Origin of the sequence: Bacillus sp. MM2020_4 (assembly GCF_011250555.1) — a bacterium.
Lineage (GTDB): Bacteria > Bacillota > Bacilli > Bacillales > Cytobacillaceae > Neobacillus.
Window position 1 is genome coordinate 1 of the sequence record NZ_JAANMZ010000059.1, and the last position, 23,374, is coordinate 23,374.

A 23,374-nucleotide genomic window follows, 5' to 3' on the forward strand; every position below is an offset into this window, starting at 1 on the left:
TTGTATTATACTTCTCATTTTTTTCACTCATTGATATCCCGTCTCCTCTTATCCAACTGACAAACGTTAATAATTACGATTTAGAAAATCATATGATTAATTCAATTTAATTACTTACGTGCAAAGGAGTGGAACTGACCCTAAGTTCTTTTATTCAACTTTAATTTCATTCCCTCGTCCGATATACCAGTTGTAAAATGATTCAGCAAATTCCACAGGCACATCCTCAATCCCATTGTGCTGTACCGGTTTGGCTCGATTAATTATTTCTATTGAAGCGAGACCTAGCCATTTTTGAAAAATATTCCGCTTTACATTTACCTCGATCACTTTATCCCGTTTGGAAACGAATAACGAAGTAGTCAGACCCCCCGTTTTCAATTGAATGAAGTGTTCATTCAAAATAAAGAGTGTATGCAGGTAATCCAGCCATCTTACTGCAATAATAATCATTAACAGTGTAGTCGATAAAATCCACCAAGCCCGCTCCACGCCTAAGACATCGGGCTTAAAACAATACAGAACAGCCGTTGCAATCATCCAAATCCAGCTTGGGCTAAACAAGCGAACCCATAGGGATTTTTTCGGAAGTCTCTTCATCGTTTGTGTGACTTTATAAGCTGGTAACATTTCCGATACCATTTCATAGGCCCGCTTAACAGGAAGGAAGGGGTAAAGTGAATTAATTTCGAGCGTATCTTCTCCTAAAATAAGACTACCCGCACTAGTCAGTTTCACTTCGGTAAGCCCAAGCAATCGTTTCATGATAGACTGTTTTATTTCAATAGCCTGTACTTTTTCTTTTGCAATGGAAAAGGACGTTTCATCGATGACCCCTTTTGTAATGTAAATGCGGTCTTGGTCAGAGGAGATTTCATACTTCCCATATTTTAAAAATGTCCTTACGATGCCAAAAATAACAGACGCAATGATGAGGACGATCACAATGGTTGTCACAACCCACCAAGAATGGATGATCGTGAAAAAGATCCCCTCTGTCTTTTTTTCGACATGAAAGATTTCATCAACTTTGGAATAAAGCGAAGCAAGTATAGGAAGAAATACAAGAAAGCTTAACGAAGTAAAACTAGCTTTTAAGATATCCCCTTTCAGTGGCCTAAAATGAGAAATTCGGTTTGAATCTACTTTTTCTACAGCCTTTTCTGAGGATGACCGATTCATAGTATGATCGCTTACTTCACTTGTTATATGCTCTTCCATTCGCGCCGCTTCTAATTGCGTAACCACTTTAAATTTTACAGCCGCTTCCTCACCTGTCATTCCTGTTTCAAAGCTGATGGACGTCACTTTAAACATCCGATGAAAAAGAGAAGTATGTCGGTTGATATTTTGTATTTTCGAAAAGGGAATGGTTCGCTCTGATTTACTGAAAATTCCCTTGTAAAGATAAAAAGTGCGATCATCAAGTTTATATTTATGAGTGAACCATTCTAATATAATGGAAATAATAGACGCTCCAATAACTATGAAAGAAAGGATTCTACCATATGTAATAAACGGTGATTGCGAGCCCGACTTGATCACAAACAAAAAAATAAAAATAAAAAAGGTGCTCTTTAGTAGCTGCCATACATTCAAAAGAATATGAAGCGGGTGATAACGTTTTGCCTTCATCATGACTCTATTTCCTTAATTTTCGCATATTGGGCAATCTGGTTTCTTAACTCAATGGCGGCTTCTTTTGGCAGGGCCGGAATCGTGTGAGCAGACGCCATCGTTTCAACCGAAATAGAACAGAGACCGTATTTTCTAAGTAACGGTCCTTGTTTGGTTGCTACTGACTGAATTTTGGTCATTGGGACAAGATGATGTTTTTCATTTATTACACCCGATTTCAATTGCAAAAACTCCTCATCCACATCATAACGCCAGCTTTTATAAAGCAGAAAGGGATGAACACATGACCAGACTGCGCCCAGCGTCGTAACCGCAACCAGTCCGATTAGCATCCAGCCAATCCACTCTTTCCAAGAAAAACGATAGTCCAGATAAAGTAGAATGCCCAGAATGAGCAATCCAATTACATTCGAAATCGTTTCACTTATTATCCATACCTTCACCGCATCCTTAGATACACGTTTTTGAGGCATATTCATTTGAGAATACAAAAATATCACCTTCTATCTTTCGATGACGTTATGTTTCGTTTAACTTCGAAACTATTTATCTAAAAATATTTCTTCTAGCGAGGGTTCTTCTACTTCCACACGAAGGACATCTGCCCTACACTGCTGGATGGCCCGAATAATTTCAGCAATTTTTTTCTCATCTTTGACAGTAATCGTGACAAAGGGATCTTTCATTTCCAGGTCAGTTCCGGCTGTCTTCAGCCACTGATGTAAGTTCATCTGTTCCGATACCGGCACAGGAGAATGCTTGATCTTAACCTTGATGGTCGACCGATAGAACTCTCTAAGTTCTTCCATTGTACCACTTTTGGTAATCCTACCTTCCTTCATAATCGCAATTCGAGTACACAATTTCTCCACTTCGTCCAGATTGTGGGATGTCATGAAAAGTGTCTTTCCTCTTTTCTGCAGTTCGCGGATCAGCTTATGGATATGTAGCACGGATTCTGCATCCAAACCAGAAGTGGGTTCATCGAGAAAAATGAATTCAGGGTCATGGATGATCGCTAGTGCAATCCCTAGTTTCTTTTTCATCCCAAAAGAGAACTTAGCCGCCTTTTTTCTAGCATGAGCTTCAAGTCCCACTAACTTAAGGACCTCCAAGCACCATTCCTTTCCGGCTGGCTTTCCTGACAAAGCCGAGAGATATTTTATATGCTCCATCGCGGTTAAAGAGTCATATAAAGTGGAGTAATCAGGCATAACCCCTATCCGTTTTTTCACTTGATCATTTGGACCTTTTACACCTAACAATGAGTATGTTCCAGAGCTTGGTTGAATAATGCCTGTTAATATATTTATAAAAGTAGATTTACCGGCACCGTTACGACCTAGAAAACCAAAGATTTCCCCCCGTTCTACGGTTAGATCAATCCCCTTTACGATTGGAACTTGTCCATACGATTTCATTAGCTGTTTTGTTTCTAAAGCAAGCATCAACAATCTCTCCTTTTAAAAATGAAATTTGCAATGAAGAGCAGGATACCAGCCAATAGGAAAATAACCAAAAAGGTAAAGTCATCACGCTCCAAATAATAAAAGGGTATACTAAACTTCATCCAACTCACCCAAACATTCGGTGTAAATACAAGCCAAAACCCCAAAATTGGAAAAGCCAAACCAACTACAATCCCTAAAAACATCGTAAACCCTGGTTTTGGGATCAGGACAGAAAGCAAGATGGTCAAAGCGATTTGGAAGGTTATTAAACTTATAGTCTGAGAAAAGATAAAAAAATCAATTTTTTTCGCAAAAATACCGATCAGTAAGAAAGAAAACGTCAAACAAATCAACCAAAAAAACCAAATACCAAAAAACTTCCCTAGTAAGATAGAAGTTCTAGACGTTCTAGTTACTAAAAATCGCATTGTGCGTTCGTGAGTCTCATGGTTGATTGCATCATGGGAGAGACCAGCGATAAATAATTGACCTAGGCATAACAACAGTCCTAATAAGCCAACCGTGTGAATATTTTCGGCCTCCTTTGCTGAAAGTTCTACCCCAGCCATTAGAAGGTTAGCAAACTTGGCTGAATAATAGGAGGTTACAAGTAAGATTGCAATGACAACCACCGATTTTACCCCTTTGAATAAACTTATAAATTCCCTTTTACCGATTACAAACATACATTTTTTCTCCCTTCATCTTACTAGTTCATACCATCATTATAGCGTTTCTATCTTATCCTCTCTAAAACACCACCTTAATTTTTCCTTAATTCCTAGATTTTTGGCAAATGGGTGATATGATAATGGAAGACTGAAATAGAATAGGAGTTTCATTATGCACGAGCCTCAATTATTAATTGTTGATGATGAGAAAGCCATTTTACATATGTTAACAACGATTCTAAAAAAGGAAGCATTTAACTTAATCGATACGGCAAGTTCAGCGGAGGATGCTCTGTCCTTATGTCAAACGAAACGATATGACCTAATCCTTTTGGATGTGATGCTTCCAAATCGCAGTGGTTTTGAAATTTGCCCGCTCATTAGAGAAACGACCGATGCCCCGATCTTCTTTCTGACAGCACGGTCCACAGATTTGGATAAACTTTCGGGCTTTGCATTAGGCGCAGATGATTACATCACAAAACCATTCAATCCCCTAGAGGTCGTTGCAAGGATCAAAGCCCATTTGCGGCGGCACACAGGAAAAATCACCAATACGTCTAAACCACTTTTCCAATATGGCCCTCTCCATGTAAACACACTCTCTGGAGAAGTGGCGGTAAAAGGAAGAACTGTGGAATTACCAGCACAGGTCTATCAACTTCTGTATTTCTTCTGTAAACATCCAAATCAGCTATTTAGTAAAAGTCAGCTTTATGAAAAAGTATGGGGTGAAGAATTTCTTGGTGAGGATAATACTGTTATGGTCCACATTAGGAAGCTCCGGGAAAAAATCGAGGACAATCCAAGTAAGCCGCGTCATATTATTACCGTAAGAGGGATTGGCTATAAATTTGTACCTAATGGTGGTAGCCATGAACATCCATAAACGTTTTATTGTACAATTTTTCATCCAATTAACCATTGTGTTTATCTTATTCTTCTTTCTAATAATCTCCATCTGGGGAGTCATTGGCTTTTCGATCATGAACAATGAGGTGATCGAAGATCTGTCCAAGGCTGATGACTCCTTTTTTTCTAAAAGGATTACGATACATGGAAATAAAGCAACATTTGATACTGAATTAAAACAGCTAACGGCATCTCAAAAGGGCTGGCTTCTTGTCCTAACACCAAAAGGCAAAGTCATTGGATCTTACCATGCACCGACACAGATGCCAGCCCACTTTAAGCAGAGTGAGCTGGCATCCATTCTACTGCAAGATCACTCAGTTTCTATGGAATACACACATTGGCTGTTAAAGGAAAAGGGATCCCAGCACTATTTACTTTTATTTGGTAGAAAGAATGTCGAGACACATCTTTTAAACGAAATTAAAGCAAATTTCGATTGGGGTGATCCTCAACTTCATCTTTCTGCAGCAGTGCGACGCCAAATGAAGGAAGAAAATGTCCAGGCTCAACTGGTTGATTCAACAGGAAAAGTGATAGATCAATTCGGTACAGATAAGGAACCCATTACATACTCCATTCAGGAGCTTCACAGCTTATCAAAGAAAAAATACAACACCACTGCTGCTCACTTTGATCCAAATTCGGAACAAACGATAATTGTCAGCAGTCATGAATCTAGGTCAACCTCAAATTCTGAGGTAAGCATGGTGAAAACGATGAGTAAAGGGTTCGTCGTCATTTCTGTATTATTATTTCTGCTATTGTTGATAGGAACATTCTGGTATGCACGTAAATTCGGAGGCCCGTTAATTTCAATGATGAAATGGATTCAAAATCTCGGTAGTGGTTTATTTGAACAGCCACATGATCTCCATCAACATTCACTGATGTTAAATAAAAAAGGAAAACTAAAAAGGAAATATCGTTTGTACAAGGATCTCATTGCAACCCTTTCACAATTAACGGAGACCCTAAAACAAAACGAAACACAAAGGAGGAAAATGACGCAAACGCGGGAAGAATGGATTAGCGGTCTTTCCCATGACTTAAAAACACCGCTCTCCTCCATCGCTGGTTATGCGCAAATGCTTGAAGCCGAAAACTATTCGTGGACAGAAGCAGAGACAAGAGAATTCGCCGGAATCATAACAGAAAAGTCGACATATATGATGGTCTTACTTGAGGAACTCACCCTAACCTATCGCTTAAAAAATCAGGCATTGCTGCTGGCAAAAGAACAGGTAGATATGAACGAATTCGTCCGCCATACGATCATCCATTTCATCAATGATCCGACTAACAATGAAAAGGAATTCGTCTTCCAGCCGCATCATGGAACTATTTTCGCATCCATTGATCCCAAATGGTTTCATAGAATAATGGATAACCTGCTGACGAATGCCATCAAATATAATCCTTCTGGCACAAAGATTACAGTATCCATTTCATCAATTGAACAACATCTATTGATGATTACGATTGAAGATAATGGGATCGGCATGGACAATGAAACGCTCAATAAGCTTTTCCAACGCTACTACCGGGGTACGAATACAAATGACTCTGGCAGTGGAACGGGGCTGGGAATGGCAATCACCAAACAATTGGTACAATTACACGAAGGATCCATTAGTGTAAAAAGTGCACCTCAAAAAGGCACTACCGTTCGAATCATCCTCCCGCTATAAATAAGGAAGGCACTAATTTGAAAATGGGTCAGTCCCCCGCCGCTTAACCACTGCCGAGGAACTGACCTCAAAGATTAAAACAATCGATTCAAATTCGCCATTTCAATGGCGGATACCGCCGCATCGTAGCCTTTGTTGCCCGATTTTGTTCCAGAACGTTCGATAGCTTGCTCAATCGTTTCTGTTGTCACGATTCCGAACATAACTGGCACCCCTGTTGTTAAGCCTGCACTGGCAATCCCTTTAGCTGCTTCATTACATACATAATCGTAATGAGTAGTAGATCCACGAATAACGGTTCCCAAACCGATGATGGCATCGTATTTTTTCGTTTCTGCCATCTTCTTCGCGATAAATGGTACCTCGAACGCGCCTGGTACCCATGCGACATCAATGTCTTCTTCGGACACACCGTGACGTTTTAAGCCATCCATTGCCCCACCCAATAATTTACTTGTTAAAAATTCATTAAATCTTCCTACCACTATCCCAATTTTTAAATCTGTACCGACTAATTGTGCTTCAAATACTTGTCCCATTTGTCATCTCTCCTATGCTAAAATATGATTCATCTTTACTTTTTTTGTCATTAAATACTGTTTATTTTCTGCTACAGCCTCAATTTCAAGCGGCACGCGCTCTACTACTTCAATACCGTATTTTGTTAAGCCTTCTAGTTTCTCAGGATTGTTTGTCATCAAACGCACCTTGGTAATCCCTAAATCTCGGAGCATTTGCGCCGATAACCCATAATCACGCATTTCCGCCGGGAATCCTAACTGCTCATTTGCTTCAACTGTATCATACCCCTGCTCTTGCAACTCATAGGCTTTTAACTTATTTAGCAGACCAATATCCCTGCCTTCTTGTTCCATGTAGAGCACAACACCACGGCCCGCTTCTTCTATCATTTCTAATGACAGATGCAATTGCGGCCCGCAGTCACATCGTTTTGAATGAAAAACGTCCCCTGTCAAACACTCAGAATGGATCCGAACAAGTGGCGCCTCCTCTTTAAGAATATCGCCTTTCACGATAGCAACATGTTCTTTCCCGTCTAGCTGATTGGAATAACCAACCATCTGAAATTCGCCAAATGATGTTGGCAGTTTCACTGATGCCTCACGTTTTACAAGCTGCTCATGTTCATAACGATAGCGGATTAAATCGGCAATCGTCACCAACTTCAAATCATACGTTTCCGCAAATTTCATTAGCTCTGGCACCCTTGCCATTTCACCGTTATCACTCATAATTTCGCAAATAACCCCGGCAGGCTGCGCACCGCAAAGCTTCGCAAAATCAACGGCTGCTTCCGTATGTCCATTTCTCTCAAGTACACCGTTTTCCTTGGCTACAAGCGGGAACACATGACCAGGCCGGCGAAAATCCGTGCCGGTGACTTCCCCGTCTAACAGCTGTAAAATCGTTTCAGACCGCTCAAAGGCACTAATACCAGTCGTTGTATCCTTGTAATCAATACTAACTGTAAAAGCCGTTTGATGATTATCCGTATTGTGCTGAACCATCGGATGTAAATCGAGACGTGCCGCTAATTCCTTCGTGATAGGGGTGCAGATTAAGCCGCGGCCGTTTGTAGCCATAAAGTTAATATTCTCTGGTGTTGCATAATCGGCCAGCACCAAAAAGTCCCCTTCATTTTCACGATTCTCATCATCGACCACGATAATGATTTTCCCCTTTTTCAAATCCTCCATTGCTTCTTCAATGGTATGAAACATTGTCAATACACCGCCTTTTCTAGAATCCATTCTGTCTTAAAAAATCCATCGTAATCGGCGAACTCTCTTTCTTTCGTTCCAACTGATGAATCACATATTTTCCGAGCATGTCATTTTCAATATTCACGACATCCTGCTCTCTTTTAATTCCTAGAATCGTTTCACTAAAAGTAAGAGGAATAAGTGAAACGGTCAACTGTGTTGGTTTTACATCAAAAATGGTTAAACTGATTCCATCAATCGCAATTGATCCCTTTAGCACGCAATATTTACTCAGTTCTTCGCTGATGCCGATATCTACATATACTGCATTTTCAACTTTCCTTTTTCGTAAAATGGTGCCTGTCCCATCCACATGCCCGGAGACGAAATGCCCGCCAAATCGGCCATTTGCCGGCATCGCCCGTTCCAAATTGACAGGGTGGCCTATTTGTAACGACTGGATATTGGTTGCCTTTACCGTCTCCGGCATCACATCAACCGTAAAGGTGCCAGCCGAAAAAGAGGTGACGGTTAAGCAGACGCCATTTACCGCGATACTGTCGCCCAAATGGATATCTTCAATTATTTTTTGGGATTCTATCGTTAGCTGCATACTATGAGGCCCATTTTTCATTGCTTTAACCTTACCTAAATCTTCTACAATTCCTGTAAACATGATTGTCACCTCATTTCAGTACCGACGTTATTTTTAAGTCTCCACCAATCACTTCTACATGTTGAAAGTTCAATTCGTAAGCGTACTCCATTTGCTGTACATCTAAATCAGCAAACATCGGAACTGCCCGATTACCGCCGACAATCTTTGGTGCAACATAGGTAATCAATTGGTTTACAAAGCCTGATTTCAAAAAACTGGCATTGACTGTTTTACCACCTTCTACATAAAGTTTCATCACCTGACGTTTTCCAAGCTCCGCAAGCAGCTCGGTAATATCGATGGCACGCGTTGAAAGTTGGATGATTTTTACATGTGGTTGTTGAAAACTAGCTATCTTTTCAGCCGCTGCATCCGATCCGGTGACAATCCACGTTGGTGAGTGGCCATCCGTGATCACTTTTTTATCATGCGGCATCTTTAAATGCGTATCTACTATGATTCGAATTGGTTGTCTCTTCGTCTTACCCAAGCGATTTGTGAGGCTTGGATTATCAGATAAGATGGTACCAATTCCAACTAAAATGGCATCCTGTTTCTCGCGATCATTGTGCACATCTTGCTGCACCTCACTGCCGGTAATCTTTTCACCAAAACCAGGCTGTGCTGCTAACTTACCATCCAACGTAATTGCCTGCTTCAATGTCACAAAAGGTCTATTTTGTTGTATAAAATGAAAGAACGCCTCATTTAATGCATCTGCCTTTTCTTCTAAAACACCTGTTTTCACTTCAATCCCAGCATCTCGCAAAAGAGCAATACCTTTGCCAGCAACTAATGGATTGGGATCCACAGAGGCGATGACTACACGTTCCACACCGGATTCTATTAAGGCCATCGCACATGGAGGTGTTTTTCCATAATGACTGCATGGTTCAAGCGTTACATAAATAGTACTTCCCTTGGCCCGACTTCCTGCCATTTTTAGTGCATGAACCTCAGCATGCTCGGTTCCTGCCTTCAAATGGGCACCAAATCCGATGATTTCGCCATCCTTTACCATCACGGCACCCACGACAGGATTCGGTGCCGTTTGCCCTTCTGCAACCTGGGCCAATTTCAAGGCAAAATCCATATAGAACTCATCCGTCATCTTATTCCCTCCTCCTTTTTTTGCAAAAATAAAACTCCTTAGAATAAGTCAACTAAGGAGTTTAGGGAGAGTATGTAAAATGGCAACACTAAATAAGCCTACTGAAGGTTATTTTTTCTTCACAAGCTGGTACCATTGCGCATACGTCCTTCTCCCATCCAGACTATACTGTCGGCTTTGGATTTGCACCAAATCCTACCTTTTCAAAAAGGCTCACGGGCTTAGAATTTCTTCATCACCGTCGATTGGGACTTTCACCCGACCCCGAAGGACTTTGCATATGAAATTATTTTGAGGTTTTACGCAAAAATAAAACCCCATAGAATATGTCTACGGGGGGTTAGGAGTTTTCGTGTTATAAGCATCGCCAAATAAACCTTTTGAAGTGTGTTTTTCTTCATAAGGAAATAAGCGTACTCAAACGTCCTTCTCCCATCCAGACTATACTGTCGGCTTTGGATTCACACCAAATCCTGCCTTTATAAAAGGCTCACGGGCTTAGAATTTCTTCATCACCGTCGATTGGGACTTTCACCCGACCCCGAAGGACTATTCATATTTATCCTATATTATAGCACGAATAGTTTCAGAAATCATACTAATTGGATCTGTTGGGCAAAAAGGGCCGCCCCATGCGCCTTCCTCCTCCTACCCAGCCTTACTCGAGAATCAATATAACCAAAACAATACTCTTACAAAAAAGGTCAGTCCCCCGTCGTTTTATACCACGAGTGACTGACCCCTTTTATTTTTATACCTGTAGTGATTTTGCTTGCATTTGGTACATTTGGTTGTATATACCGCCTTGGGCAAGTAATTCATCGTGGGTGCCTTGTTCTTTAATGACACCGCGTTCTAAAACAAGAATGCGATCGGCATTTTTTATGGTCGATAGGCGGTGGGCAATAATAAAGGTCGTTCGCCCTTTCTTCAGAACCTCCATTGCATGCTGAATGATTTCTTCCGTTTCTGTATCAATATTCGAGGTTGCTTCATCCAAAATTAATATTGCCGGATCAAAGGCAAGCGCACGGGCGAAAGAAATAAGCTGCCGCTGACCTGAGGAAAGGGTGCTGCCTTTTTCAATAACAGGCTCATCGATTCCTTTTTCAAGATTTTTGAGGACCCGCTCGGCACCGACTGCAGTCAAGGCCTCTTCCACTTTTTCACGGGTAATTTTCGGGTCATTCAAACTTACATTCGATGCTATCGTTCCGGTAAATAAATAGGGGTCTTGTAGAACAATGCCCATATGTTGACGAATCGTCTGTCTTGGCACATTTGTTACGTCAATCCCATCAATACAAATCTTCCCCTTCGATGGGTCATAGAAACGGAACAATAGATTCATAATCGAACTCTTTCCAGAACCCGTATGGCCAACAAGTGCGACCGTTTCACCGCGATTCGCTTCAAACGATAAATTCTTCAACACATAGTCATTTTCTTTATAGGCAAATGAAACATCTTCAAAAAGGACATGCCCGTCGTATCGCGGCATTGTCTCTTGTGATACGTTCTCACCGGTGTTATCTAACACCTCAAATACTCTTTGCCCGGCAACGAGGGAGCGTTCCAGTTGTGAAAACTGATTGACCACATTCGTGATTGGATTGAATAATCTCGTTAAGTAATCCACAAACGCATAAAGTGTACCCGAGGACACGATCTCCGCTGTTGTGAATGATTGTGTCCCAAAATAAACAATAAAAATCGCAAACAGGATGAGACGCAACGAATTCACTAAGTTAAAGGAAGTGGCCGAATCTAAAAATAATAATTTCCGCTGATAGGCATAATGTTCTTCGTTCATCTCATCAAATTCCTTCGTCATTTGCTTTTCGCGGCGAAAGGCTTGAATAATGGTCATTCCCTGAATGGACTCATTGATCATCGCATTAATATCGGCAATTTTTGTCCGAATCACCCCATTGTATTGGGCAGCATATTTTCGATATAAAATCATCCAAAGATAAATAATCGGTATCATGATTAAGGCAATCATTGCCATCTTCCAATTTAAAATAAACAGGGCGATATAGACACCTGCAATCGAAATGAAGCTTGTTGCGAAGTTAGAAAGCACCTGCACATATAAATTCCGTAAGGCTTCGGTATCATTGGTAACACGTGCGACAATTTTTCCTGCCGGCAATTGATCAAAATATTGAATCGGCAATGTTTGAATATGCGCAAATACGTCTTGCCGTAATCGTTGGACAACACGATTCGCGCCCATTTGCAAATAGATATACATAAAATAACGGAATATCGCTGTTGCCACGGCTAAGATAAAATATAAACACAAGAGCCAGGCAATCGGCTTCATATCTATTTTTCCAATGGTCATATGTTCATCGATAATATATTTTGCTATGAATGGACCTGCAAGTTCCGTAACTACAGCGATCGTTAAGAATAATAGCCCCAGAAAGATCGGCCGCTTGAAATAAAGCGCATAGTTCGTTAATCGTTTACTCGTCCTCATGCCCCGCCCCCCTCTAACTGTTGACGGTCAAATTGTTCTTTATACCAGCCATTTTTCCTGATAAGTTCCTCATGCGTCCCTTGCTCGGTAATTTGTCCTTCATCTAGCACGATAATTTGATCCGCGTGCTGCACACCAGATAAACGATGGGTCGTAATAATGGTGGTTTTCCCGCTTCGTTCATTCTGAATGTTTTGTAGGATACGAGTCTCCGTCTTGGCATCGACTGCTGATAAGGAGTCATCAAGAATTAATATTTCCGGATCCTTAATAAGTGCACGGGCAATTGACACCCGCTGCTTTTGTCCGCCTGATAAGGAGACCCCTTTTTCTCCGACAAGTGTTTCAAGCCCCATCGGCAGGTTCTCTAAATCCTTTTTGAAGTAGGCAAGCTGAATGGCCTTCTGCAATTCAGCTTCTGTCGCATCTTCCTTACCGAATAAGATATTTTCCCGAATGGTCCGTGAGAACAACACATGGTCCTGTGGTACATACCCGATCCAATCTAGAATTTGTTCTTTTGTCTGCGAAGCGATATCTGTTCCGGCAATCAATAATTGACCTTGATCAAGTGGGTATTCCCGCAGTAACTGCCGTAAAAAGGTGGTTTTTCCTGCGCCCGTTTTGCCAACAATCCCAAGGGTTTCCCCTTTTTTAAGTGACAACGAAATTTGTTGTAAATTTTTCACCTGGCTCGTCGGGTATTGAAACATCAAATCATCAAACCCAATCACACTCGGGGTCTTAACGGCAACAGGGTCACTCGTATTTTGGACATCTGCCACATACTCAAGGGTTTCTTGGACCCGATCAAGTGAGGCATTCCCTTGTTGCATCACATTTATTAATTCACCAATAGCAAAAATGGGCCATACGGCAATTCCTAAATAAACATTAAAGGTAACGAGTTGGCCGACAGTCATTTCACCATTAGACACAAGAAAGGCACCGTAACCAAGTGCGACAACATAGCTAATACCTGTTCCAACTTTTGTAATCGGCCCGAATAAGGCATTAATTTTCGCAGTATCCATATTTTTCGCGTATACTTCTTCGCTCATGTCAGCAAAATTCATTTCATCCTTTTTCTCCTGAACATAAGCCCGAATGACACGGACTCCGGCAACAGATTCTAAAACACTATCATTCAGTTCACCGAATGAGTCCTGTGCCTTCATATATCGCTCATGGACAAGCTTACCCAAATATTGAATTAATACGGCCATAATTGGTACTGGCAGCATAGCGAAAAACGTTAATTTCCATGAAATCATGAACCCCATTGCACAAATAATGGCACCCATATATAACGTGGAATCTATAAGCGTCATGATCCCAAATCCCGCTGTAATTGAAACAGCATTTAAATCATTTGTCGCACGTGCCATTAAGTCACCCGTCCGATTCTTTTCATAAAAGGTTGGCGTCATTTTTAAAAATTGCAGCATTAATTTACGGCGCATTATTTTTTCAAGATTAATAGCCCCTTCAAATAAACGGTATTGCCACACAAAATTTAATAAATAACCAAAGACAATAATCGCAATAAAAATGAGCATATATTGACCTAATATCGCTCTTGTCATTTTACCCGCTGTTAAAACATCAATAACAGTGCCCAGTAAATACGGCGGAACCACTTCCAACACACTGGCTATTATTAATACGATAACGGCAATGGCGTACTGCTTCCGATACTGTTTAAAAAACCAGCTTAACTTTCCTAAAACATCAAACATGTATCAAACCCACTTTCCCTACATTCTGTAAACCATCACTACCCGCAATCTAGCCAATCCTTTTTGAAAATCAATCTTGTTTGCTTACACCACATCGTCCTCTACTCCTTTGATATCAACTTCACCAAAAAATCCGGCAACAAAAAAAGCATACCCTAAAAAGAGCATGCTTCTCTTTGGAAAGGGATAGAAAACATCTCCATACCCTTCATCACGTTCGGAATTCATTATATGACAGAAAACAGGTATGGATAACATATGAAATTAGCATGTACGTTGACGACAGTAAGATCTCTCATTATCCATTCCTCCTCCATAAAATGTTTGGTGTTCTTGAAGGTTACCATTTTTTTCATAGTATTGTCAACAGTCAGAAAAATCACTTCATACAAAAGGGCGGCCCCAGTATTGGAACCGCCCCACTTATCTTTCTCATTTCTTTTCCAGTTGCTTGTATTGCTCGATAATTCCTTGAAAGAGTCTCGATCCCGGTTCAAGTTGTGTGTATTTTTGAATTGCCGCTTCAACACCCTGTTCCTTGATAACAGTTTGCACATGGACGGCTTCCTCATCACCTTGAAAATCATACAACAGAGCTGCAGCGATTCCCTTCAATAGATGCTCAGGCTGTTTTCCGGTCACTTCTACATATTGTCTTGCGGGACTGACTAGGCGATCATTTGGCCCAAGTTTACGAATGGGCGAGCGGCCAACCCTTGTTACCTCGTCAATAATATAAGCATTAGAAAAACGGCCAATAATCTTTTGAATGTACTTATCATGTTCTTCTTCATTAAAGCCATATTTACCCACTAAAAATTCGCCACTTTCCTTAAGTGACCCTTCAACCAGGCCGCGAATCTCTTGATTCTCCATTGCCTGATTAATTGTCTCCATTCCAAAGTAATAGCCAAAGTATGCTGCAAGCGCATGCCCGGTATTAACAGTGAATAGCTTTCGTTCAATATAAGGTACTAGCTCTTGAACATAGGTAATCCCCTTAACAGGTGGCTTTTCGCCGATAATCTTCGGCTCCTCTACCACCCATTCATAAAACGGTTCTACCTTCACCATGATTTTATCCTCATTCACCTGATTCGGGACAATCCGATCTACCGCGGAATCAGGAAAGCCAAAGCGCCCTTCAAATTGTGCCTTTTCGTCTGCTGTTAGCTTTTCAAAAATCTTCTCTTTTAAGAGCGAACTGCCGCCAATCATATTTTCACAAGCGATAATAGTGAGCGGCCGATCCGTTTGTTCGATACGTTTACGCAGACCGTCTGCAATCAAACCGGCAATCAGCGGAAGAATATTTGGCCCGATGGCAGTTGTTACTAAATCGGCTTCCGCAATGGCGGCTATTACTTGTTCAGGGTTTGCCGCACTATTGATGGCTCTTACATTTTTAATCGTGTCCTCTTGTTGGGCCGGTTCTGCAAGTACTACCCGGTATTCCTTCTTTTCATTGAGTAAACGGACAATCTCATCGTTTACATCGACAAAACAAGTTTCATAATCGGAATGATATAATAAATTTCCAATAAAACCCCGACCAATATTTCCCGCTCCAAAGTGTACGGCCAACATTTAGTTCACCTCTTCAAAAATGGATAGAATCTCATCGGCTGATTTTGCAGAAACTAGCTTATCAATATTTTCTTCCTCCGAACAGACAATGGCAATCTTCGAAAGAATGTCTAGGTGTTCATTATCTTTACCGGCAATCCCAATTAACAGTTTAACGATGTTTCCGGAGCCAAAATCCACGCCTTGGGGAACCTGAACAAAGGAAATGCCTGATTCCTTCACAAACGACTTTGAATCCTCGGTGCCATGTGGAATGGCAACAAAATTCCCCATATAGGTAGAGGTTAATTGTTCTCTTTCCAGCATTTTTTCAATATAGTTTGCCTCGACATAGCCTTTTTCAACTAGAATACTTCCGGTCAATTTAATTGCTTCCTCTTTAGAAGCCACAGCGGCATTTAATAGAATATTTTCTTTTGCTAGAATTGATTTTGTCATGTTTAAACACTCCTTAATTCTTTTAACTTTTCGTTGAAAAATTGATCTAACCTTGCTGTGAGTAATTCCATGATTCTGTCATGGTCATGTGATTGGAAAATAGTTGTGTTTTCTTCACTTTCAATTAACAAGGTGCTTAAAAAACTCAATACCTCTAAGACCTTTTCAGATGTATTTGCTGGTGATAGCAGTAATACTACTACGGTCATTTCCATATCGTTTTCATCCATACCCGCAACGGTTACTGGTGTTTGCAAAACGGTAAGATCAAAGCATGGCTCTACCACGTGTGAAGAACGCGTATGGTATAGGGCCATACCTGTTTCAGGAATACCAATCCCCCCTAACCTTTCCCTTTCAAGGATCTTTTGAACAACGATCTCCACGTTGTCAATTTTCCCTTCTTGATAGAGCCTTCGGCAGGATTGGGTTAGAATTTCTTCCGTCGATTTGTACACGCTAAGTTTGTTCACTTCGAACCCCTTAAGAATCGTGGCAATCGTTCCAGCAAAATCGTGGATATGCTTCATTTCCTCGGCTAACCTTGCAGAGCTTTTATGGCTTTTATTCGCTTGGATCGCAATAGGAAGCTGTCTCTCGGAATTATTCACGATCTTATATTCATTGATAAAGGTACGAATCTTTTCAATCTCATCTTTATTTAAAAAGGGATTGACCACAATATAATCCGCCTCATAATCAGGAATCGGAATGGTGGAAAGGACTAACTGATACTGATCCTTATTCATCTTTTTAAATTCCATAACCGAAACATTTTGAATATGCTTCAACTCAGGGAATTCTCTTTGCAATCTCGTTGCCAGCATCTTCGAGGTACCAATTCCACTTGAACAAACCACCAGCGTTCTTACGTTTACAAGCTCTCGGTTTCCCATAATCGCTGCGCCAAAGTGCATCACCAGATACCCTGTTTCCTCATCTGGTACATAAAAATGATGAAAAACCTGCGTGGTTGCTTGTTTAACAATACTAAACAAATCTGTATAATCTCGTTTTATTTTATCTAACAATGGGTTGCTTATCCCCATTTTTTGCTTCATCCGATAAATAGCTGGCTTTAAATGGGTGACAAGTCCTTCAAATAAGGAGCGATTCGCCGATAAATCAATCCCTGTTAATTCGCTGACACGTTCAATTAGTTTTTTTGTTTTGACTGCAATCTCTAGGCCTGTTTCCTCATTTAAGTATTCATTATCATGTCGTACCTTCGCACCCTTTAGGTGCATGGTAATGTAGGCAACCTCTGCCTTCGGTATAGTAATAGTAAAAACCTGCTCTAACTCAGTAACAATTTTTTCGGCAAATTTATATTCTTTCGATACTCTTTGTTCTTCAAAATAGGTTTGGTTAATCGTTATTCCTTCGCCCTTTTGGATTCGTTCCACAGCCAAGGCTACATGAACGACTAATCCAATATAGGCGCTATCGGCCATTGAAAATGGTAATTCTTGAACAATGGAATTGACTATTTTTTCAACAATGACAAGCTTCTTCTTATCAACAAGTCCCATCAATCTCTCAGAGATGGAATGAATTTGCTGCGCACCACGCTTTTGAATATTTTCTCGTGTTAAGGAGAGAATTTCTGCCTCATCCAGATACTCAGAAATTAAATTGCTCATCGCCCTTCGTTTAGCGCCTTCATCCCCGTCAATTTCGACCCCATAACCTCTTCTTCGGACCAGTGCTAATCCAATGGTTTGTAATCTCTCTTCTAGCTTTGTTAAATCAGCGCTTACCGTGGCAATCGTGACATTTAAGTCGTTGGCAAGACCAAGTAGTTTTACTGGCTCATTGGTTTCTAAAAGCTCACATAAAATAATCGTTTGCCGTTCTTCCGGTGTGTATTCTGTGTGGGAAAGATTAAACAAATAGAGTTCAAGTTCCCGCACTTTGTTCGTGTCACCAATGATTTGAACGCCAACCCCCGACTTCTTTTGCAATGACAGAGTGTATTCTTCAAGAATATCTTCTACATTTTTTAAATCACGGTGGATGGTTCTTGCACTAACACCAATTTGGTCAGCAAGGTCTTTCACGGTCGTTTCATCCGTATTCTTTAATAAGATTTCAAGGATTTGTCTTTCTCTTGCGGAAATATACATATTTCACACTCCTAAAAGTTGACCGTCAGCCTCCTAGCTTATGTTGTTGCCAAAATTAAAATATTATACTGACAATCTAATTTTAATCCCGCAATATCCTTTATACAACATGAGCTAGTTATAAATTAGTCAACTTTATTGTTGACATGATTAAAATATGAAAGAAAAAAAGAGCCTAGTCACGTTCCCTAGGCTCTTAGCTGTTTGTTATGACTCTTTCTTTAATGAATTAACTAATTCATCATATCTTGGACTATTTAAGAAGTTTTCTACGGAAATATGCTTGGCATTTGGAAGCTTTGCTTTCGCACGATCCGTTAAGTCTTTATGTGTCACAACCACATCAGCATCTGCCGGTAAATTACTAATTGCTGTGTTAATAACCGTCACATCTAGACCCGCTTTTTGCACTTTGTTTCTTAGAATGGAAGCACCCATTGCACTAGAACCCATTCCAGCATCACAAGCAAATACGATCTTGTTTACATTTTCAGGATTGATCTCTTCTTGTTTCGTTAAGACAGAACTTACAGAACTCTTTTTACCCTTCATTTCTTCCATTTTTGCTGTTGCAGAAGATAAATCTTCTTCCTCTTCTGTCGTCTTACTTGTTTTTAGAATTAAAGCTGCCACGGCAAACGATACAGCAGTTGCGACAACCACGCCAGCAAGTGTTGCAAAATAACCACCCTTAGGTGTCATCGCAAGTAGGGCAAAGATACTACCTGGTGATGGTGCTGCAACAAGACCTGCATCAAGAAGATTGAATGTGAAAACTCCACTTACGCCACCCGCCATTGCGGCAAAAATTAACATCGGCTTCATTAAGATATATGGGAAGTAAATTTCATGAATACCACCCAAGAAGTGGATAATAACCGCACCAGGTGCTGTTTGTTTGGCTGTCCCTTTACCAAATAGCATAAAGGCTAGTAGAATCCCTAAACCAGGTCCAGGGTTTGTTTCTAATAAGAACAGAATCGATTTTCCTGCTTTTGTTGCTTGCTCAATTCCGAGTGGGCTTAAAATCCCATGGTTAATGGCATTATTTAAGAATAGGACTTTTGCCGGTTCAATAAAGACGTTTGCTAATGGTAACATATTATGGTCGATAATAAATTGGACACCATTTGCTAAGATTTTGCTTAGCCCTTCAACCAATGGGCCAACACCTTTATACGCACCTAGTGTTAACAAACCACCAAGAATTCCTGCTGAAAAGTTATTAACAAGCATTTCAAATCCAGATTTGATTTTTCCATGTACAAGTTTGTCAAAAAATTTAATGACCATCCCACCAAGAGGTCCCATGATCATAGCACCTAAGAACATAGGAATATCCGTTCCGACAATGACACCCATAGTAGCTGTTGCACCGACAACCCCACCTCGGATATCATAGACCATCCGGCCGCCGGTAAAACCAATTAATAATGGCAGTAAGTAGGTGATCATCGGACCAACAAGTGTTGCAAACTCCTTATTTGGCAGCCATCCTGTTGGAATAAATAGTGCAGTAATAAGCCCCCACGCAATAAAGGCGCCAATATTCGGCATGACCATACCGCTTAAATAACTGCCGAACTTTTGTATCTTCACTTTTACATCTGATTTATCTTTTGTTGTTTCATTCATCTCTTTTTCCCCCTTCAACATATTTGTTGAACTTCTATCTTCATAATAAAGCGGTTTCATCCCCTAATCAATTTATACAAAATTTCATTTTGTCACGATGATTGTTGCCAACATTTTTTTTGGTTTTTGGAGAAAATATCCACATGCTATCATTGATAAGTTTTAAGCAGCACAACTAGAAAGGATGGTCACCGTGGAAAAGCTCAGCATATTTAAACAAAGGAAATATTATGTATCGCTACTACTTCTGCTTCTTCTCCTTGCAGGTTCATCTGTCTATTTTTTCGGTCATACCTATGGACAAGAAACCGCTCAGTTTAACATTCCATATGGAGATGATCCTAAACAAACCTTAGATCTTTATAGCCCCAACGCCACTATCAGTCAAAAACAGCCAGTGATCATCTATGTTCATGGGGGCAGCTGGAAAGCGGGGACTAAAAGCAATGTAGCGGAGAAACCCTCATTCTTTACAAGGGATGGGTATGTATTTGTGTCCGTCAATTACAGGCTATATCCTCATGCCACCTATCAGCAAATGGCTGCTGATGTGGCCTCAGCCGTAAAGTGGGTCCATGATCACGCGAATCAATACCAAATCGATCGAGACAACATTCATTTAATGGGCCACTCTGCTGGGGGACATTTGGCCATGCTTATTGGAACTAATCCCACCTATTTAGGGAGAATCGGCCTATCACTAAATAGAATTCACTCCATTGTAAATTTGGATGGACCGATTGATATTAACCAACTTGTTCAAGGGAATCCAGGCTATCAAACAGTTTTCGGCCTTGACACGAATGCACGGGCAGAGGCATCCCCACTTACCTATGCGGGAAATAAAAATCTGCCGCCCATCTTCCTCGTATCAAAAGGGGGAAAATCGACTGAATCTTTTATGAATAAAGCTGCTGTCGCCGGTAATCTCGTGGGTTCCTTTGAAACAAAAACACTTACACATCGTGAGGTGACAAAACTGTTTGGCGTTAGCAGTAGTTCAGTTGAGGCCCAGAATATGACAACAGCTGTGATGGAGTTTTTGAAGCGGGCAGGAGAACAATAAATATCATTTAAAAAAATCTAAGGAAGCCCGGGTTTATCCCGGTAACCTTAGATTTTTTTTTAAAACAATGATAAAAAGTTAACCTTCATTTCTTTTAAACTTTTTGTTCATTATAACTATAGTTAAATTGTAAACCATATTCAAAGATGTTATTAATAAGATCTCTTTTCCTAATTATTTTCCCGTACAGGACAAGTTCTCTACCAGATATTGTTATCTTGACCCGATAGGTGGTTAAAAAATTTATCATAAATTCGACTTTACTAACGAACCTAATTCCCCCCGCACTCATATCAAGAGCATAAATCGTAACTTCATTTGTTGGTTCAGTCTTTTCTTTGAATATAGAGGTGACGGATTCAATAGACGATTGAATTGGTCTATTGAACTTTACTCTATTGAATTCCCTACGACTAAATAAATCTTGCATGTAGATCTCCCCAGGTTCTTTGCCAATAATGAAATACTGTCACTTAGAATTTATTCCTTTAGGTAATTTTTAACAGTTTACCAGTATTTACATTTTACACCATGAGTAAAGAATTTGAAATATTAATTTAAGAGACGTGAAGAAATCTACTGCCTCGGCCCCCAAAGGATAACGGAGACTCCGACTAAACAAATGGCCGCCCCAATCCAGTCGTATGTATCGGGTGCTTTCTTATCAACGCCCCAGCCCCACAAGATCGAGAGAATAATAAACACGCCACCGTATGCCGCATAAACCCTTCCAAACGAAGGAAACTTTTGAAAGGTAGGGATTATTCCGTATAGGATCAAAATAATACCGCCGATTATTCCGTACCAATAGGGTTTCCCTTCCCGTAACCAAATCCAGATTAAGTAGCCTCCGCCGATTTCAGCAATTCCTGCAAGAATGAATAAAAATATCGTATAAATCATATTTCTCCTTTTCTATATGCCATTTACTATGCAGCTTATTCCATTCAACTTTATTGCGAAAATAAATTCCCTTTCCATTGTATCCTACATTATTTACAATCGAATTTTCAAACTAATATATCAACAACAAACCTCACGTTTATAAGCGGAACGTGAGGTTCTTTTGGTACTATTCTATTTCATAAAATCTTTGTTACTTCATAATTCACCGGGTCATCCTTCGTATTGTTCATAAGCTCTTATTTGAATGTTTTTTATCAGAAGCATTCACTATTAATATAGTTCCAACAAATAATAGGATACCTTCAAATAATATTGACCAAATACCAAATGGCAAAATATTAGCCAATGTCACTCCTGCCAAATTTAAAGTTAATCCGATTGCAAATATTATTTTATGGGGGAATGATTTTACTTTATTTAAAATAAACTTGTTCCCCCTTTCGCCTGTACAAGTTTCATCGCTTCTTAGTACACAAGTATGTGTCTTTTCCTTCTCTAATATTTTACACCACATTACCAGCGTTTTGGAAAATAAACTGGTTTTTATTTCTTTATTCATAATTCAAATCACAACAAATTCACTCACACTCCAATAATTATTTCATACCCTGTAAATTACACTGTGAATTTGATGGCGAATTCAAGTACGTTTTCCTATGTGTTTTACAATGTTTGCACCCCTGAGGTGAACCCGTTAAGAAGCTTCTAACGGGTTTTTCTTCTGTTTTATGTTATTACCCTATACCCTTCCCATAACAATAATGTTCTTTTCTGTGTTTAAGGTAATAACTTTATCTGTCCTTCCAACAAAGAGGCCATTTTCAACAACACCCGGGATTAGATTCAAGTTTTTCTCAAGTTCCCCAGGTTGACTTATTATGGGGAATGCGCAATCGAAAATATAGTTCCCATTATCGGTTAAAAATGGGGTCCCATTGTTTTGCCTTAGCTGTGGGTTACATCCAAGACCCTCGATATGTTTCATCGTCATTTCATATCCAAAAGGCACCACCTCTACTGGAAGTGGGAACGCCCCTAATTTATTCACTCTTTTGCTGGGGTCTGCTATAACGATAAAATATTTAGCTGCTGTTGCGATAATTTTTTCTCTTAAAAGAGCACCTCCTCCTCCTTTTATGAGATTAAAATCATTATCCACTTCATCTGCACCATCGATTGCCAAATCAATTTGTTCGATTTCATGAAACCCGACAAGTTGGATTCCTACCTCTTTCGCCAACTTCTCCGTTTGAATTGAAGTTGGAATTCCTTTGATAGACAGCCCCTCTTTCACCAATTTTCCAAGTTTAGAAATGGTATAAAATACTGTAGAGCCTGTTCCAAGTCCAACTACCATACCATCTTTCACGTATTCTACAACCTTTTCTCCAACCATTTTCTTATCATTCATGGATTTTTATCTCCCATTTACTAGTAGTCAATTCCTTCATATGTTAAATATGTACAAAAGTTATTCCTTATACAAATCATAACTTTTCTTTATTTAGTAGCTTTATATTTAAAGTTACATAT

The 23,374-nt window shown here is 40.0% G+C and carries 21 protein-coding genes and 2 riboswitches; of the genes, 3 read left to right on the forward strand and 18 right to left on the reverse strand.

Features of this window, described 5'->3' with window-relative positions; all coding sequences use genetic code 11:
- Positions 1–150: 150 nt before the first annotated feature.
- The 4 genes from G6554_RS22925 to G6554_RS22940 form a co-directional block, all read right to left on the reverse strand.
- Positions 151–1,638: a PH domain-containing protein gene (locus tag G6554_RS22925; protein ID WP_207343005.1), complete on the reverse strand. Its 1,488-nt coding sequence runs from the start codon at positions 1,636–1,638 to the stop codon at positions 151–153.
- Positions 1,635–2,117, reverse strand: coding sequence for a PH domain-containing protein (locus G6554_RS22930; protein ID WP_166246260.1), 483 nt, complete (start codon positions 2,115–2,117; stop codon positions 1,635–1,637). The genes G6554_RS22925 and G6554_RS22930 overlap by 4 nt, the downstream gene beginning before the upstream one ends.
- Positions 2,118–2,180: 63 nt before the next feature.
- A complete protein-coding gene (locus G6554_RS22935) occupies positions 2,181–3,086 on the reverse strand; it encodes an ABC transporter ATP-binding protein (protein ID WP_166246220.1) in 906 nt (301 codons plus the stop codon).
- Positions 3,086–3,775, reverse strand: coding sequence for a hypothetical protein (locus G6554_RS22940; protein ID WP_166246222.1), 690 nt, complete (start codon positions 3,773–3,775; stop codon positions 3,086–3,088). Before G6554_RS22940 ends, G6554_RS22935 begins: the two co-directional genes overlap by 1 nt.
- A gap of 157 nt (positions 3,776–3,932) precedes the next feature.
- Here G6554_RS22940 and G6554_RS22945 point away from each other — a divergent pair, with 157 nt between their 5' ends.
- Positions 3,933–4,649 carry a response regulator transcription factor gene (locus G6554_RS22945; protein WP_166246224.1) on the forward strand — a complete coding sequence of 239 codons (717 nt, stop codon included), beginning with the start codon at positions 3,933–3,935 and terminating at the stop codon, positions 4,647–4,649.
- The gene (locus G6554_RS22950) at positions 4,636–6,363 is read left to right on the forward strand and encodes a sensor histidine kinase (protein ID WP_166246226.1); all 1,728 of its coding nucleotides are present in this window, start codon (positions 4,636–4,638) and stop codon (positions 6,361–6,363) included. Before G6554_RS22945 ends, G6554_RS22950 begins: the two co-directional genes overlap by 14 nt.
- Positions 6,364–6,437: 74 nt before the next feature.
- On the opposite strand, the gene ribH is transcribed toward G6554_RS22950, so the two are convergent.
- The 10 genes from ribH to G6554_RS23000 all read right to left on the reverse strand — a co-directional run bounded on the left by ribH (position 6,438) and on the right by G6554_RS23000 (position 19,869).
- Positions 6,438–6,902 carry a 6,7-dimethyl-8-ribityllumazine synthase gene (gene ribH / locus G6554_RS22955; protein WP_166246228.1) on the reverse strand — a complete coding sequence of 155 codons (465 nt, stop codon included), beginning with the start codon at positions 6,900–6,902 and terminating at the stop codon, positions 6,438–6,440.
- Between the two features lie 12 nt (positions 6,903–6,914).
- Positions 6,915–8,105, reverse strand: coding sequence for a bifunctional 3,4-dihydroxy-2-butanone-4-phosphate synthase/GTP cyclohydrolase II (locus G6554_RS22960; protein ID WP_166246230.1), 1,191 nt, complete (start codon positions 8,103–8,105; stop codon positions 6,915–6,917).
- 19 nt (positions 8,106–8,124) lie between these two features.
- Positions 8,125–8,763 (reverse strand): riboflavin synthase, encoded by a 639-nt coding sequence (gene ribE, locus G6554_RS22965; protein ID WP_166246232.1) that lies wholly within the window; start codon positions 8,761–8,763, stop codon positions 8,125–8,127.
- Between the two features lie 10 nt (positions 8,764–8,773).
- Complete coding sequence (ribD, locus tag G6554_RS22970) at positions 8,774–9,856, reverse strand: bifunctional diaminohydroxyphosphoribosylaminopyrimidine deaminase/5-amino-6-(5-phosphoribosylamino)uracil reductase RibD (RefSeq protein WP_166246234.1); 1,083 nt, start codon at positions 9,854–9,856, stop codon at positions 8,774–8,776.
- Positions 9,857–9,998: 142 nt separating this feature from the next.
- Positions 9,999–10,132: riboswitch (FMN riboswitch) on the reverse strand.
- A 144-nt stretch (positions 10,133–10,276) separates the two neighbouring features.
- A riboswitch (FMN riboswitch) is annotated at positions 10,277–10,409 on the reverse strand.
- A gap of 198 nt (positions 10,410–10,607) precedes the next feature.
- Complete coding sequence (locus tag G6554_RS22975) at positions 10,608–12,344, reverse strand: ABC transporter ATP-binding protein (RefSeq protein ID WP_166246236.1); 1,737 nt, start codon at positions 12,342–12,344, stop codon at positions 10,608–10,610.
- A complete protein-coding gene (locus tag G6554_RS22980; RefSeq protein ID WP_166246238.1) occupies positions 12,341–14,083 on the reverse strand; it encodes an ABC transporter ATP-binding protein in 1,743 nt (580 codons plus the stop codon). Before G6554_RS22980 ends, G6554_RS22975 begins: the two co-directional genes overlap by 4 nt.
- Positions 14,084–14,515: 432 nt before the next feature.
- Positions 14,516–15,670, reverse strand: coding sequence for a mannitol-1-phosphate 5-dehydrogenase (locus G6554_RS22985; protein ID WP_166246240.1), 1,155 nt, complete (start codon positions 15,668–15,670; stop codon positions 14,516–14,518).
- The gene (locus G6554_RS22990; protein WP_166246242.1) at positions 15,671–16,108 is read right to left on the reverse strand and encodes a PTS mannitol transporter subunit IIA; all 438 of its coding nucleotides are present in this window, start codon (positions 16,106–16,108) and stop codon (positions 15,671–15,673) included. It lies immediately after the preceding gene.
- A 2-nt stretch (positions 16,109–16,110) separates the two neighbouring features.
- Positions 16,111–18,234 (reverse strand): BglG family transcription antiterminator, encoded by a 2,124-nt coding sequence (locus G6554_RS22995; protein ID WP_166246244.1) that lies wholly within the window; start codon positions 18,232–18,234, stop codon positions 16,111–16,113.
- A gap of 207 nt (positions 18,235–18,441) precedes the next feature.
- A complete protein-coding gene (locus G6554_RS23000; protein ID WP_166246246.1) occupies positions 18,442–19,869 on the reverse strand; it encodes a PTS mannitol transporter subunit IIBC in 1,428 nt (475 codons plus the stop codon).
- 184 nt (positions 19,870–20,053) lie between these two features.
- Here G6554_RS23000 and G6554_RS23005 point away from each other — a divergent pair, with 184 nt between their 5' ends.
- Positions 20,054–20,935 carry an alpha/beta hydrolase gene (locus G6554_RS23005; RefSeq protein WP_207627729.1) on the forward strand — a complete coding sequence of 294 codons (882 nt, stop codon included), beginning with the start codon at positions 20,054–20,056 and terminating at the stop codon, positions 20,933–20,935.
- 94 nt (positions 20,936–21,029) lie between these two features.
- Here G6554_RS23005 and G6554_RS26380 read toward each other — a convergent pair whose 3' ends face one another.
- The 4 genes from G6554_RS26380 to rpiA all read right to left on the reverse strand — a co-directional run bounded on the left by G6554_RS26380 (position 21,030) and on the right by rpiA (position 23,252).
- On the reverse strand, positions 21,030–21,365 hold the full coding sequence (locus G6554_RS26380; RefSeq protein WP_166246250.1) for a PilZ domain-containing protein: 336 nt from the start codon (positions 21,363–21,365) through the stop codon (positions 21,030–21,032).
- A gap of 146 nt (positions 21,366–21,511) precedes the next feature.
- Positions 21,512–21,838, reverse strand: coding sequence for a YnfA family protein (locus G6554_RS23015; protein WP_166246252.1), 327 nt, complete (start codon positions 21,836–21,838; stop codon positions 21,512–21,514).
- Positions 21,839–22,067: 229 nt separating this feature from the next.
- Positions 22,068–22,400 carry a hypothetical protein gene (locus G6554_RS23020; protein WP_166246254.1) on the reverse strand — a complete coding sequence of 111 codons (333 nt, stop codon included), beginning with the start codon at positions 22,398–22,400 and terminating at the stop codon, positions 22,068–22,070.
- 180 nt (positions 22,401–22,580) lie between these two features.
- The gene (gene rpiA, locus G6554_RS23025) at positions 22,581–23,252 is read right to left on the reverse strand and encodes a ribose-5-phosphate isomerase RpiA (RefSeq protein ID WP_166246256.1); all 672 of its coding nucleotides are present in this window, start codon (positions 23,250–23,252) and stop codon (positions 22,581–22,583) included.
- Positions 23,253–23,374 lie beyond the last annotated feature (122 nt).